At 74.8% G+C, this 11,981-nt stretch carries 10 protein-coding genes; 5 read left to right on the top strand and 5 right to left on the bottom strand.

Annotation, left to right across the window (positions count from 1 at the left end; genetic code table 11):
* Window positions 1-562: 562 nt before the first annotated feature.
* The gene (locus GPA02_RS19480; protein WP_156201735.1) at window positions 563-2,515 is read right to left on the bottom strand and encodes an alpha/beta hydrolase family protein; all 1,953 of its coding nucleotides are present in this window, start codon (window positions 2,513-2,515) and stop codon (window positions 563-565) included.
* A 43-nt stretch (window positions 2,516-2,558) separates the two neighbouring features.
* On the opposite strand from GPA02_RS19480, the gene GPA02_RS17525 reads away from it, so the two are divergent.
* The gene (locus GPA02_RS17525; protein ID WP_162457814.1) at window positions 2,559-3,911 is read left to right on the top strand and encodes a Gfo/Idh/MocA family protein; all 1,353 of its coding nucleotides are present in this window, start codon (window positions 2,559-2,561) and stop codon (window positions 3,909-3,911) included.
* A 182-nt stretch (window positions 3,912-4,093) separates the two neighbouring features.
* Here GPA02_RS17525 and GPA02_RS17530 read toward each other — a convergent pair whose 3' ends face one another.
* Both GPA02_RS17530 and GPA02_RS17535 read right to left on the bottom strand, forming a co-directional pair.
* Window positions 4,094-5,116, bottom strand: coding sequence for an LLM class F420-dependent oxidoreductase (locus GPA02_RS17530; protein ID WP_156201737.1), 1,023 nt, complete (start codon window positions 5,114-5,116; stop codon window positions 4,094-4,096).
* Window positions 5,113-6,030: an LLM class F420-dependent oxidoreductase gene (locus GPA02_RS17535; protein WP_156201738.1), complete on the bottom strand. Its 918-nt coding sequence runs from the start codon at window positions 6,028-6,030 to the stop codon at window positions 5,113-5,115. The genes GPA02_RS17530 and GPA02_RS17535 overlap by 4 nt, the downstream gene beginning before the upstream one ends.
* Before the next feature lie 431 nt (window positions 6,031-6,461).
* Here GPA02_RS17535 and GPA02_RS17540 point away from each other — a divergent pair, with 431 nt between their 5' ends.
* From GPA02_RS17540 to GPA02_RS17550, 3 genes are read left to right on the top strand one after another with little or no spacing between them, the layout of a single operon-like run.
* On the top strand, window positions 6,462-7,412 hold the full coding sequence (locus GPA02_RS17540) for an ABC transporter ATP-binding protein (RefSeq protein WP_275689736.1): 951 nt from the start codon (window positions 6,462-6,464) through the stop codon (window positions 7,410-7,412).
* Window positions 7,409-8,221 carry an ABC transporter permease gene (locus GPA02_RS17545; RefSeq protein ID WP_156201740.1) on the top strand — a complete coding sequence of 271 codons (813 nt, stop codon included), beginning with the start codon at window positions 7,409-7,411 and terminating at the stop codon, window positions 8,219-8,221. The genes GPA02_RS17540 and GPA02_RS17545 overlap by 4 nt, the downstream gene beginning before the upstream one ends.
* Entirely contained in the window at window positions 8,214-9,059 is an 846-nt protein-coding gene (locus GPA02_RS17550; RefSeq protein ID WP_156201741.1) for an ABC transporter permease, read from the top strand. The genes GPA02_RS17545 and GPA02_RS17550 overlap by 8 nt, the downstream gene beginning before the upstream one ends.
* A gap of 7 nt (window positions 9,060-9,066) precedes the next feature.
* Here GPA02_RS17550 and GPA02_RS17555 read toward each other — a convergent pair whose 3' ends face one another.
* Together GPA02_RS17555 and GPA02_RS17560 are read right to left on the bottom strand one after the other, a co-directional pair.
* Window positions 9,067-10,044 carry a ribose-phosphate diphosphokinase gene (locus GPA02_RS17555; RefSeq protein WP_156201742.1) on the bottom strand — a complete coding sequence of 326 codons (978 nt, stop codon included), beginning with the start codon at window positions 10,042-10,044 and terminating at the stop codon, window positions 9,067-9,069.
* 75 nt (window positions 10,045-10,119) lie between these two features.
* On the bottom strand, window positions 10,120-10,704 hold the full coding sequence (locus GPA02_RS17560) for a maleylpyruvate isomerase family mycothiol-dependent enzyme (RefSeq protein ID WP_156201743.1): 585 nt from the start codon (window positions 10,702-10,704) through the stop codon (window positions 10,120-10,122).
* Window positions 10,705-10,871: 167 nt separating this feature from the next.
* Between GPA02_RS17560 and GPA02_RS17565 the strand changes: the two genes are divergently transcribed.
* On the top strand, window positions 10,872-11,981 hold a 1,110-nt coding region (locus GPA02_RS17565; protein ID WP_162457815.1), incomplete at its 3' end, for a serine/threonine-protein kinase.

Genomic DNA, 11,981 nt, shown 5'->3' on the forward strand with positions numbered 1-11,981 from the left:
GGGTGAGGCCGACCCGTCGGCCGCACGCCGGCGACCGTCTGCAGGAGGGGCAGGCGGTCGCCGGCGCTCCGGGGTCCGGTGCCTGCGGCGCGACACGATCGGCGGCGCCCGGGGCGACGGAACGAGATCCGAGCTTCAAGGCTCCGATGCGATCCATCGAGGCGGTGTGTCGGGCCGCCGGGATCGGGTGTGTCGGGGCGCCGGGGATCGGGGAGTCGTGGGGGGGGGGGGGGCCCCCGCCCCCCCGGGGGAGCCACCCGCCCCCCCCCCCCCCCCCCCCCCCCCCCCCCCCCCCCCCCCCCCCCCCCCCCCACTCCCCGCTCCCGGCTTCGTAGGTACGTCGCCGCGGGGGGATGAAGCCCTGCGCTTCCCACTTTCACCGCAGATTGCAACATCGCTCGGTTTCACCGCACTTTGCAACACGGCTCGGGCTCCACCGCACTGTGAGGGCCGAGCGAGCTCGCCGGCCTCGCTTGCTGGGTTCCACCGCACTTCATGCCACCTACCGGTTCCACCGTGCCTTCTGCCGTCTCGCGGGTGCGCGCCGGCGGCGACGGCGCGCCTACCCGGCGGTGTGCAGGCGCGGGCCGAGGAGGGTATGGAGGGTGGTGAGCGGGGCGTGGGTGGCGGCGCCCGGGACGACGGACTGCCAGGACCCGTCGCCGGTGTCGTGCAGGCGGCGGCGCAGGATCGCGGCCGGGTCCACGACGTCGTCGTGCACGGTCACACGCGTGACACGGTCGTCGACGGCGGCCGCCACCTTCGCGACGAATGCCAGGGGGCCCTCGGCCTCCAGGTGCACGGGCGACGTCGGGCCCAGGCCCGGCACCAGGGTCGTCAGGTGCGGGTCGGTCAGCGCGACGTCGATCGCGCGAGCGATGTCGTACGCGCGGGCCGCGGCGAGCGAGTCGTCCAGCCAGAGCAGGTCGCACAGCAGCTTGTAGACGGCGCTGCGGTGGTCCCGGTGGTCGCGGTTGTCCTTGTCGTGCACCGCCAGCGCGCCGTGCCCGCGCACGTCGAGCACCAGCACCGCCTCCGCGCCGCGCTCCCGTGCGAGCGGGTGGTCCGAGGTGAGCGCCGGCGTCCCGGCGTCCAGGAGCACGATGCGGAGCGGCCGCGGCGCACCGGCGCCCGAGGTCGGTGGCAGCAGCACGCCGGCGCCCCACAGGTCCGCCTCGCTGCGCCACATCCCGTGCACCGTGCCCGCCGGCCCGGGCAGCCAGCGCGGATAGGCCGCCCCCGGTGCGCGGCGGCCGGTGTGCACCCTCGCCCTCAGCCACGCGCGCGCCTCGGTGGGCGACGGCGTCGGGAGCCCCTCGGCGTCGGCGCGGACGAGGTCGTGGAGGAACAGCGAGCCCGGCCGGTCCAGCGCCACCTGCCCGCGGGGGAGCGCGCGCATCGCCTCCGGGGGCAGGGGCTCGGAGTCGTCGTCGTCCGTCGGCTCGGGGAGCCCGAGCGCGGCGCAGAAGAACCGCGCCGCCGCCGCGGCCAGCGGCCGCGCGTACCGGTGCGTCACCGGGGCGGTGTGCAGCTCGAGGCGGTCGACGGCGTCCAGCGCCCGGTACGCGGCCCGCGCCCGCTCCACCGACTCCACCGTGCCCTCGAGCGGGAAGAAGTCGTGCTCGGCCGCCAGCACCGCCAGCGGGCGCGGCGCCATCGCCGCCAGCAGGTCCGCGTGGTCCACGCCTGCCGCGGACCCGCCCAGCAGCACCTGCTCGGCGTCCTGGTGCTGCCCCGACCACAGGTAGGCGCCCCGGCTCGTGACGAACGTGCCGATCGCCGCCGCGGCCAGCCGATCCTCGATCGCGACCATGAGCGTGCACAGCGTGCCGCCGCCGCTGTTGCCGGTGATGCCGATGCGGCTCGGGTCGACGTCGGGGAGCGTCTGGAGCAGGTCGATCGCACGCCGTGCGTCGTGGACGAACCACCGCGCGATGCTCTGACCCAGCCACCACGCCTGCAAGCCGGCGTAGGTGTGCTCCGCGGTGCCCGGGTCGACCGTGGGGGTGCCGTCCGGGCCGAGGTAGCCGAGCCGCTCGCCCTGCCCCCACGGGTCGATCGCGAGCACCACGAGCCCGGCGCGAGCCAGCCGGCTGCAGACCCGCTGGTACTCGGGGTCGGCGCGGCCGGTCGTCGTGTGCCCGCACACGAACAGCACCGCGGGTCGCGGACCGCCGCCGGTGGTGGGCCGGTAGAGCGTCGCGGGGACCGGGACGCCTGGGTGGGTCTCCAGCACCAGCTGCTCGACGACGCAGCCCATCGCCTCCGCCGGTCCTCGCCACTGCACGGGCGGCGGGTCGGCAGGCAGCTCCGGCAGACCGCCCAGCCCGGCGACCACCGCCTCGCGCGTGCGCGCCTGGTGCGCCCGGACCGCCGCGGCGTCGGTGGCGCCGTCGAGCGCGGCGGCCGTGCGCCGCAGCGTCTCCTCGGTGCGCGCGTAGACGTGCCGGAGAAGGTCGAGCGAGGTGTCGTGGTGGCCGTCCAGGTTGCGGCGGAAGCCGAGCTCCTCGGCCATGGGTCTCCTCCGTCGGCGTGGTCCAGCACGCTACAGTAGGACGATGCATGCGGTTGCGGCAATTGCATCGGAGCGCCGTCGCTACGCCCTCGTGGGGGTGTCGAACCGTGGCGTGGCGAGCTTCGCCCGTCCCCTGCTCGGGGTCGCGGGCGGCGCCGACTCCGGCCTCGGCTACGGCGCCAGCAGCGACGACTTCTCCCACGTCGGCCAGCTCGTCGCGGTGCTCGACGTCGACCGCACCCGCGCCGAGGCCTTCGTCGAGACGATCGTCCCCGACGGCTACCCGCCGGTCGCCGTCTTCGGCCCCGACGACGTCGAGGAGATGCTGCGCACGAGCCGGCCCGACGCCGTCCTCGTCGCCTCCCCGGACCACAGCCACGGCCGCTACATCCTCGCCGCGCTCGCGGCCGGCGTCGACGTCGTCTCCGAGAAGCCGATGGTCGCGACGGCGGCCGAGGCGGCCGAGGTCCTCGCCGCCGAGCGGACGAGCACTGCGAGCGTGACCGTCACGCACAACTTCCGCTACCCCGCCCGGCACCGTCGCATCAAGGAGCTGGTGGCGGAGGGGGCGATCGGCCGGCCGCTGCACGTCAGCTACGACCACCACGTCGACGTGCGCCACGGCGCCAGCTACTTCCTGCGCTGGAACCGCCGCCGCGCCGACTCCGGCGGGCTGACCGTGCACAAGAGCACGCACCACCTCGACCTCATCGCCTGGTGGCTCGACGACGAGCCGGTCCGGGCCTACGCCGTCGGCGGTCGCGACTACTACGGGCCGGGCAGCCCGCACCGCCCGGCGGGCACGACCACCCCCGCCGAGCTGCGCGAGCGGGACCCCTACCACCGGGCGCAGGCCGGCAGCGGGGCGTTCCCCGAGCCCACCGGGCAGGCGCGCCGCGGCATGTTCGACCTGCCCTACGAGGTCCAGTACCCCGCCTCGCGCGAGATGACCCTCTACGACGACGAGATCGACGTCGAGGACCACGTCGCCGGCCTCGTCACCTACGCGGGCGGCGCCACCGCGGCCTACTCGGTCGAGTTCTCCGCGCCCTGGGAGGGCTACCGGCTGGCGATCCGCGGCACGCACGGCACGATCGAGGCGTTCGTCGGCCGGACGCCCGACGGCGAGGCGCTGCCCGGGTCGGGCGAGCTCGTGCTCCGACCCCTCTTCGGGCCCGCGCGCACCATCGAGGTGCCGACGGCGGCCGGCGGCCACGACGGCGCCGACCCGCTGCTGCGCCGTGACCTGTTCGAGGGCCCCGACGAGGAGTCCCGCCGCCTCGGGCTCATGGCCGACGCCCGGCAGGGCGCGCTCGCCGTCGCCACCGGCGAGGCGCTGTGGCGCTCGATCGAGCAGGGCGAGCCCGTCGACGTGCCGGGGCTGCTGCGGCGCTGACCCGGGCGCCGGACCGTGTCAGGTCCCGCGCTGGGAGAGGCGGGAGCGGCAGGGAGTGCGATCTCACCGCCTCCTGTTCCACAGTGCGGTGAAACCCGCCGGTGTTCCGAAGTGCGGTGAAACCGGCCGGTGTTCCAAAGTGCGGTGAAACCGGCCGGTGTTCCGAAGTGCGGTGAAACCGGTCAGCGGAGGGCGGCGACGATCGCGGGGAGGGCGCGGGGGTCGGTCTGCACGACGAGGGTCGTCACGCACGTGGCCTCCCACGCGGCCAGCTGGGCGCGGAGGTCGGCGGGGGAGCCGGCGAGCGCGACGTCGAGCACCAGCTCGGTCGGGACCGCGGCGGCCGCGCCCTCCTTGTCGCCCGCGAGGTAGCGCTCGGTGACCTCGGCGCACGCGTCGTCGTAGCCGAGCCGCAGCACGGCCTCGCGGTGGAAGTTCGTGCGCCCGGACCCCATGCCGCCCACGTACAGCGCGATGTGCGGCTTGAGCAGCGCGGCGGCGCTCTCGACGTCGGCGCCGATCGCGACCGGCACGCTCGCCGACACCTCGAACTCCTCGCGCGGGCGCAGCGACGGCGAGCGCCGCGCGAAGCCCTCCTCGAGGTGGGCGCGGGCGACGTCGTCGAGGCGCGGGGAGAAGAACGCGGGCAGCCAGCCGTCCGCGATCTCGGCCGCGAGGGCGGTGTTCCTCGGGCCCTGCGCGGCCAGGTGGATCGGCAGGTCGGCGCGCAGCGGGTGCACGGTCGAGCGCAGCGCCTTGCCCTCCCCGCCCGGCAGCGGCAGCGGGTACGCCGGGCCGGGCGCGGTGACCGGCCCCTCGCGGCGCAGCACGTCCCGCACGATCGCGACGTACTCGCGCGTGCGGGCCAGCGGCCGCGCGTACGGCTGCCCGTACCAGCCCTCGACCACCTGAGGGCCGGACGCCCCGAGCCCGAGCACGAACCGGCCGCCCGAGAGGTGGTCGAGCGTGAGCGCGGCCATCGCGGTCGCCGTCGGCGTGCGCGCCGACATCTGCGCGATGCCGGTGCCCAGCCGCACCCGCGAGGTCCGCGCGCCCCACCACGCCAGCGGGGTGAGTGCGTCGGAGCCGTACGCCTCGGCGGTCCACACCGAGTCCAGGCCGAGCTCGTCGGCGCCCGCCACCGCCTCGGCGGCGCCCGGCGGCGGCCCGGCCGACCAGTACCCGGTGTGGAACCCGAGCCTCACAGCTGCGGCACCACCTCGCGCGCCAGCAGCTCCAGGTGGTCGAGGTCGGAGAGGTCGAGCACCTGGAAGTAGATCCGCTGCGCACCGGTCTCGCGGTACCGCCCGAGCTTGTCGACGACCTCGGCGACCGTGCCGCCCAGCCCCTGCTCGCGCAGCTCGCGCGGGTCGCGCCCGCTCGCCTCGGCCCGACGGCGGTACTCCGCCTCGTCGCGGCCGACGGCGGTCGTGTGCGCGAGCGACATGACGATCGAGTCGGGGTTGCGGCCGATCTCCTCGCACGCCTGCCGCACCCGCTCGAAGCCCTGGCCGGCCTTCTCCACCGAGGAGAAGCCGACGTTGAACTCGGACGCGAACCGTGCCGCCAGCGCGGGGGTGCGGCGCGGACCGCCGCCGCCGATGATGATCGGCAGCGGCTGCTGCACCGGCTTCGGCAGCGCGGGGGCGTCGGCGAGGCGGTAGTGCTCGCCGTCGTAGGAGAACGTCTCGCCGACCGGCGTCGACCACAGCCCGGTGACGATCTCCAGCTGCTCGGTGAACGGCCCGAAGCGCTTCGTCGGGAAGGGGATGCCGTAGGCGGTGTGCTCGGCCTCGAACCACCCGGTGCCCAGGCCGAGCTCGACGCGGCCGCCGGACATCTCGTCGACCTGCGCCACCTGGATCGCGAGCAGACCGGGCCAGCGGAACGTGGCCGAGCTGACGAGCGTGCCGAGCCGGATCGTCGACGTCTCGCGCGCGATGGCGCCGAGCGTGACCCAGGAGTCGGTCGGGCCGGGGAGCCCGTCGCCACCCATCGCGAGGAAGTGGTCGGAGCGGAAGAACGCGTCGAAGCCGAGCTGCTCGGCCGCCTGCGCGACGGCGAGCTGGTCGGTGTAGCTGGCGCCCTGCTGGGGCTCGGTGAAGATCCGGAAGTCCATGGGCCCAGCCTGCCAGGTGACGGTGCCCGGGCACGACGAAGGCCCGCGGCTCCCGAGCGGGTGCTCGGGGTGTCGCACTGGACGAGGGTGCGACCCCGCGGGCTTTCGGGTGACTGCCGTGGACTCGCCGACGCTGTCGCGCCGCCGGGCCGGCAGTGCCGTCCGAACGACTGGACAGCCCTAGCGGGCAGTCACCTCACGAGTCCCAAGATTCTTCACGTCTCGGACCACCTCCTTTCCCGTGTACCGACAACGCTAGGTCCGACGGCGGCGCGGCGCCAGGTGTTTTCCGGTGGGCGAACGGTCCGGGAGGTCACGGATCGGGCACGATCCTGCCTCGGGAGGCGCGAATCGTAGAGCGCGCCTGTGTACGTCTGACGCAGGCGCGCCGTCCCGTGCATTACCGTCGGGCTGTGGGTGTTGCGGTCGAGGTGGTAGGCCTGCGACGCGAGTTCGGGGGTCGTCGAGGGCAACCGGTCGTCGCGGCGCTGCAAGGTGTCGACCTCAGCGTGCCCAGCGGTGAGATCCACGGGCTGCTCGGGCCCAACGGCGCCGGCAAGACCACCCTCTGCAAGATCCTCTCCACGGTGCTGCTGCCCACGAGCGGGCGCGCGGAGATCTGCGGCTACGACGTCGTCACCGAGACGGCCGCCGTCCGGCGGCTCATCGGCATCGTCTTCGGCGGCGAGCGGGGGCTCTACACGCGCCTGACCGCGCGCGCGAACCTCGAGTTCTGGGCCGCGCTCTACGGGCTGCACGGCGCCGACGCCCGCCGCCGCGTGGACGCGCTGCTGGAACGGCTGGGGCTCGAGCGTCGCGCCGACGAGCGGGTCGAGACGTACAGCCGCGGCATGAAGCAGCGGCTGCACCTGGCGCGCGGCCTGATCGGCGACCCGCGGGTGCTCATCCTCGACGAGCCGACGATCGGCATGGACCCCGTCGCCGCCGAGGACTTCCGGTGGCTGGTCACGAGCCTGCGCTCGGAGGGCCGCACGATCCTCGTCACCACGCACGACATGTCCGAGGCCGAGGCGATCTGCGACCGCGTGACGCTGATCGACAACGGCACCATCCTCGCCACCGAGCGGCCCAGCACGCTCGGCACCTGGATCACCCGGTACGCGCGGGTGCGGGCGTCGGCGCTCGCGCCGGAGCAGGTCGCGCCGGTCGTCGCGGCCGTCTCGGAGATCTCGGGCGTCGCCGACGTGCGCGAGATCTCGCCCGGCACGCTGCTGGTCGACACCGCCGCCGACGGCGCCGCGCCCGCGGTGCTGCGCCGGCTGCTGGAGCTCGGCGTCACCGACGTCGCGACCACCCGCCCGGACCTCGCCGAGGTCTACCTGCGTGTCATCGGGAACCGGGGCATGCGGGTGGACCGATGACGACGGCGATCCTCCCGCGGACCGCGGTCGCCGCCCGCTCCTACGCGCGCGGGGTGTCCGCGGGGCTGCGCCGGGAGCTGCGCGAGCTGCGGCGCTCGCCGGACCGGCTGATGGCGCTGGTGACGGCGCCGCTGCTGACGCTGGTGTTCGTCGCGATCATGCTCAACAACGGCCGCGACGACCTCGCGCCGTACGCGGTGCTGGCGCCGGCGCTGCTGGTGCTGTGGCAGATGGCGCTGCAGACCTCGGGCGACACGGTCGAGGCCGAGCGCGAGAACGGCTCGCTCGAGGCCCTGGTGGCGGCGCCGTCGTCGTTCCCGGCCGTGATCGCGGGCCGGATCCTCGCGGTGACCGCGGTGTCGATGCTCGGCTTCGCGGAGTCCTGGGCGGTGGCGGCGCTCGTCGGGGTGCGGGTCGCGATCGTCCACCCGGGCGTGTTCGTCGGCGCGCTGGTGGTGACGGCGTTCGCCACCGCGTGCAGCGCGCTCGCGCTCGCGGCGCTGTTCGTGCGGACGCGCGCTGCACGGGCCTTCCAGAACACGCTGACCTACCCCTTCTACATCCTGGGCGGGGTGATGGTGCCCGTCGAGTTCCTGCCCGACTGGATCGAGCCGCTCACCCGGCTGGTGTTCCTGTCCTGGTCTTCGGACCTCATCCGGCAGTCGCTGCTGCCGGGCCCGGTGCAGGGGCTCGCGGAGCACGTCGTCGCGATCGTGCTGCTCGGCGTCGTCAGCTGCGCGATCGGCGGGTTCCTCATCCGCCTCGCCCTGCGCGAGGTCCGCGAGTCGGGGACGATCGGCCATGCCTGAGCGGACGTCGTCGCGCCCCGACGTGAGCACGCGGCTGCCGCGCGGCACCGCGTGGCGTGCCGTGGTCGCGAGCACCCGCAACGCCTGGGCCGACTTCGCCGCGACGTTCACGCCGCTGTCGTGGACGTTGGGCTGGCTGGGCCGGATCGTCGCGCAGGTGATCTTCTACGCCCTCATCGGGTCGCTGCTGGGCAGCGAGGAGCAGGTGCGCTACCTCTACATCGGCGCCGCGGTGCTCGCGACCGCGATGGAGACGCTGCTGGTCGTCTCGACGAGCACGCGCGAGCGGTACTCGGGCACGCTGCCGCTGCTGGTGGCGTCGCCGTCGGCGCTGTGGCCGGTGTTCCTCGGCCGCAGCGTGCAGTGGCTGCCGAGCGGGGTCGCGACGGCGACGGTCGCACTGTTCGTCATCGGCCCCGGGTTCGGCGTCACCTTCACGCTCGCCGACGGCGTCGCGACGTTCGGCGTGCTGGTCGTGCTCGCGATCACCACCTACGGGTACGCGTTCGCGCTCGCCGCGCTGGTGCTGCGGCACATGCGGCTGCGGAACTGGGCGACCAACCTGTCCTACATCGCGATGATGCTGGTCTCCGGCGTCACGGTGCCGCTGACGTTCTGGCCGGTGTGGGTGCAGTGGATCGCGTTCGCGTTCCCGATCACCCACACGCTGGTCGCGATCCGCCACCTCGAGGAGGGTGTGCGCCCAGGGCTGCACGTGCTGGGGCACGTCGGCACCGCGGTGCTCGTGTCGCTGGTCTGGTACGTCATCGGGGCGGTGTCGCTGCAGCGGCTCGCCGCGTCGGGCCGTCGCGACGGCTCGATCGAGTTCGCCGAGTAGCGCCCGCTCAGCCGAACAGCTTGGGCTGCGGCGGCCCGAGCGTGGGGTCGACGCCGTCGAACAGGCTGGCGACCGACTCACCGGCGTGGATGCGCCCGATCGCCTCCGCGAACAGCCCGGCCACCGACCGCACCCGCAGCTCGGGCCAGCCGGGCGGTGCCGGCACGGTGTCGGTCGTGACGACCTCGGTGATCATCGGGTGGTGGCGAAGCCGGTCGACGGCCTTGCCGACGAACAGGCCGTGCGTGCACGCGATCGCCGCCTCGGTCGCGCCCTGCTCGGCGAGCCGGTCGAGCAGCTCGACGATCGAGCCACCGGTCGCGATCTCGTCGTCGAGCACGATCGCCCGCTTGCCGGCGACGTCGCCGACGATCGCGTCGATGACGACCTTGTCGTCGGCGAGCCGCTGCTTGCTGCCGGCTGCCACGGGCAGCCCCAGCAGCCGGGAGAACTGGGTGGCGGTCTTGGCGTTGCCGAGGTCCGGGGAGACGACGACGCTGTCGGAGAGGTCCTGCTGGAGGAAGTGCTCCGACAGCACCCCCAGCGCCGTGAGGTGGTCGAGCGGGACCTTGAAGAAGCCGTGCACCTGCGGCGCGTGCAGCGTCATGGTCAGCACCCGGTCGACGCCCGCGGTCTGCAGCAGGTCGGCGACCAGCCGGCCGCCGATCGAGATGCGCGAGGCGTCCTTCTTGTCCGAGCGTGCGTAGGCGTAGTGCGGGATGACGGCGGTGACCTGCGCCGCGGAGGCGCCGCGCGCGGCGTCGATCATCAGCAGCAGCTCCATGAGGTGCTCCTGCGTCCGCGGCACCAGCGGCTGCACGATGTAGACGTCGCGCTGGCGGCAGTTGACCTGCAGCTGCGCCTGCAGGCAGTCGTTGGAGAACCGCGTCATCTCGACGCCGGCGAGCGGCACCTGCAGGTGGTCGCAGATCGCCTTGGCGAGGGGTCGGTGGGCGCTTCCCGAGAAGACGACGATCTCTCGCACAGGTGCTCCGCACTGGCAGGTCCGACGGGTCGGTCACACCTTATGGCAGCGGGCGGGCCGTGGCGACGACGCCGGTCAGCCGGCGTCGGCCCGCGGTTGGTCGTCGTCGCGGCCGCCGAAGACACCGACGTCGCCGACCTGCGCACCGCCGGCCAGCGCGGCCACCTGGGCGCGCGAGCGGCGGCTGAAGAGCACGCGGAACAGCTCGTAGTCGTCCGCGCCGCGCAGCGGCTCGGGCACCAGGTCCCGCAGCGCGGCCAGGACCGGCTGCCACAGCTCGGGCGCCGGCGCCGGGCGCCCGAGCGCCTCGGTGAGGTCGGTCAGGTGCACGACGAGGTTCCACACCAGCCGGGGTGGTTGCGAGGCCTCGATCACCGGGGTCATCGACGGCAGCGTGCCGCGCAGCTCCGCCACGAGCTCGGCGACCTCGGCGTCGCGCCGCTCCTCGACCTGCCGCTGCGTCCAGGCGGCGCCCGGGGCGCCGTCCATCTGGTCTGTCGTCGCGTCGACCGCGGTGCCGGCGAGGTGCGCGACGACGTCGTGCACCGTCCAGGCGGGCGTGGCGGGCACCGCCGTCGTCAGCTCGTCGTCGGTCAGCGTCGTCACCAGCGCTGCCACCGCCGCGACGCCGTCGGCGTAGACCCGCACCCAGTCGGTCATGCCCGCCACGCTAGCCGCGGCCGCCGGAGGCGTCAGGGCGTTGACGGCCGGGCGCCTCGGGGCGGGTGGGCACCTCACCCCGTCCGTGGCGCGTCGTCGCGCCGTCGCGTCGCGACCCCGAGCCCCTATCCTCGGACCAGCCGGGCGAGGCGAGGAGGGGGTGCGCGGTGGCCGACGACGACTGGGCGCCCCCGGCTGCGAGCCCGCTCGCCGAGATCACCGGCACCGGCCCCCGGCCGGCGCACGACGTCGTGGTCCCCGGGTTCACCGACCTGCGCGAGGTCGCGCGCGGCGGGGACGCGATCGTCTACCGCGCCCGCCAGCCGAGCGTCGACCGCGACGTCGCGATCAAGGTCTTCCAGGTCACCGACCCGGCCGACGCCGCCCGGTTCCGCCGCGAGCTCGAGATCACCGTGCGGCTCGGCCGTCAGCACCCGCACATCGTCACGGTCATCGACACGACGACGACCACCGCGGGCGCGCCCTGCCTGGTCATGGAGTTCCACGACCTCGGCTCGCTGCACGACCGGCTCCGCGAGACCGGCCCGCTGCCGGTCTCCGACGTCGTCGCCGCCGGCACCGCCGTCGCCGACGCGCTCGCGTTCGCCCACGCCCACGGCGTGCTGCACCGCGACGTGAAGCCGCAGAACGTGCTGGTGCTGCCGACCTCCTACGTGCTGTCCGACTTCGGCATCGCGCGCATGGCCGACGCCGGCCACACCGCCACGCTCGAGCGGTTCAGCTACCGGCACGCCAGCCCGCAGGTGCTCGACGGGCTGCCGCCGACCGAGGCCGACGACGTGTGGTCGCTCGGGTCGACGCTGTTCACGCTGCTCGACGGGCGCGCCCCGTTCGCCTCGCTCGACCCCGACGACGACACCGCGCTCGCCTACCTGCGGCGCGTGCGCACCGGGCAGCGGCGCCCGCTCGCGCGCGACGACGTGCCGGCCGATGTGCGCGACCTCATCGAGGCCTGCCTCGTGCCCGACCGGGAGCAGCGGCTCGGCACGGCGGCGGAGGCGTTGCGACGGCTGCGGCGGATCCGCACCGAGGAGCGGTCCTGGAACCCCGGCGGGGCGGGCGCGGTCGAGGTCGACGTCGCCACCCGGGAACGCCCCGAGGCACCCGACGGCGGCCCCGCCGATCGGCGCGCGGCCTCGCCGGAGCCCTCGGTCGGCACCGGCGAGGCCGGCTGGGCACCGGAGGCGGAGCCCACGCCCGGCGCCGCCGCGGCGTCGGCCGGTCCGGCGGTCGCGCCCGGCGAGGAGCAGGCCGCC

Source organism: Actinotalea caeni, from assembly GCF_009733795.1.
GTDB classification, from domain to species: Bacteria; Actinomycetota; Actinomycetes; order Actinomycetales; family Beutenbergiaceae; genus Pseudactinotalea; species Pseudactinotalea caeni.

Excerpts from the sequence above, each read along its gene's own strand:
- GPA02_RS19480 (WP_156201735.1), bottom strand. The coding sequence starts at position 2,515 with ATGGCCGAGGAGCTCGGCTTCCGCCGCAACCTGGACGGCCACCACGAC.
- GPA02_RS17525 (WP_162457814.1), top strand. The coding sequence starts at position 2,559 with ATGCATGCGGTTGCGGCAATTGCATCGGAGCGCCGTCGCTACGCCCTC.
- GPA02_RS17535 (WP_156201738.1), bottom strand. The coding sequence starts at position 6,030 with ATGGACTTCCGGATCTTCACCGAGCCCCAGCAGGGCGCCAGCTACACC.
- GPA02_RS17545 (WP_156201740.1), top strand. The coding sequence starts at position 7,409 with ATGACGACGGCGATCCTCCCGCGGACCGCGGTCGCCGCCCGCTCCTAC.
- GPA02_RS17550 (WP_156201741.1), top strand. The coding sequence starts at position 8,214 with ATGCCTGAGCGGACGTCGTCGCGCCCCGACGTGAGCACGCGGCTGCCG.
- GPA02_RS17560 (WP_156201743.1), bottom strand. The coding sequence starts at position 10,704 with ATGACCGACTGGGTGCGGGTCTACGCCGACGGCGTCGCGGCGGTGGCA.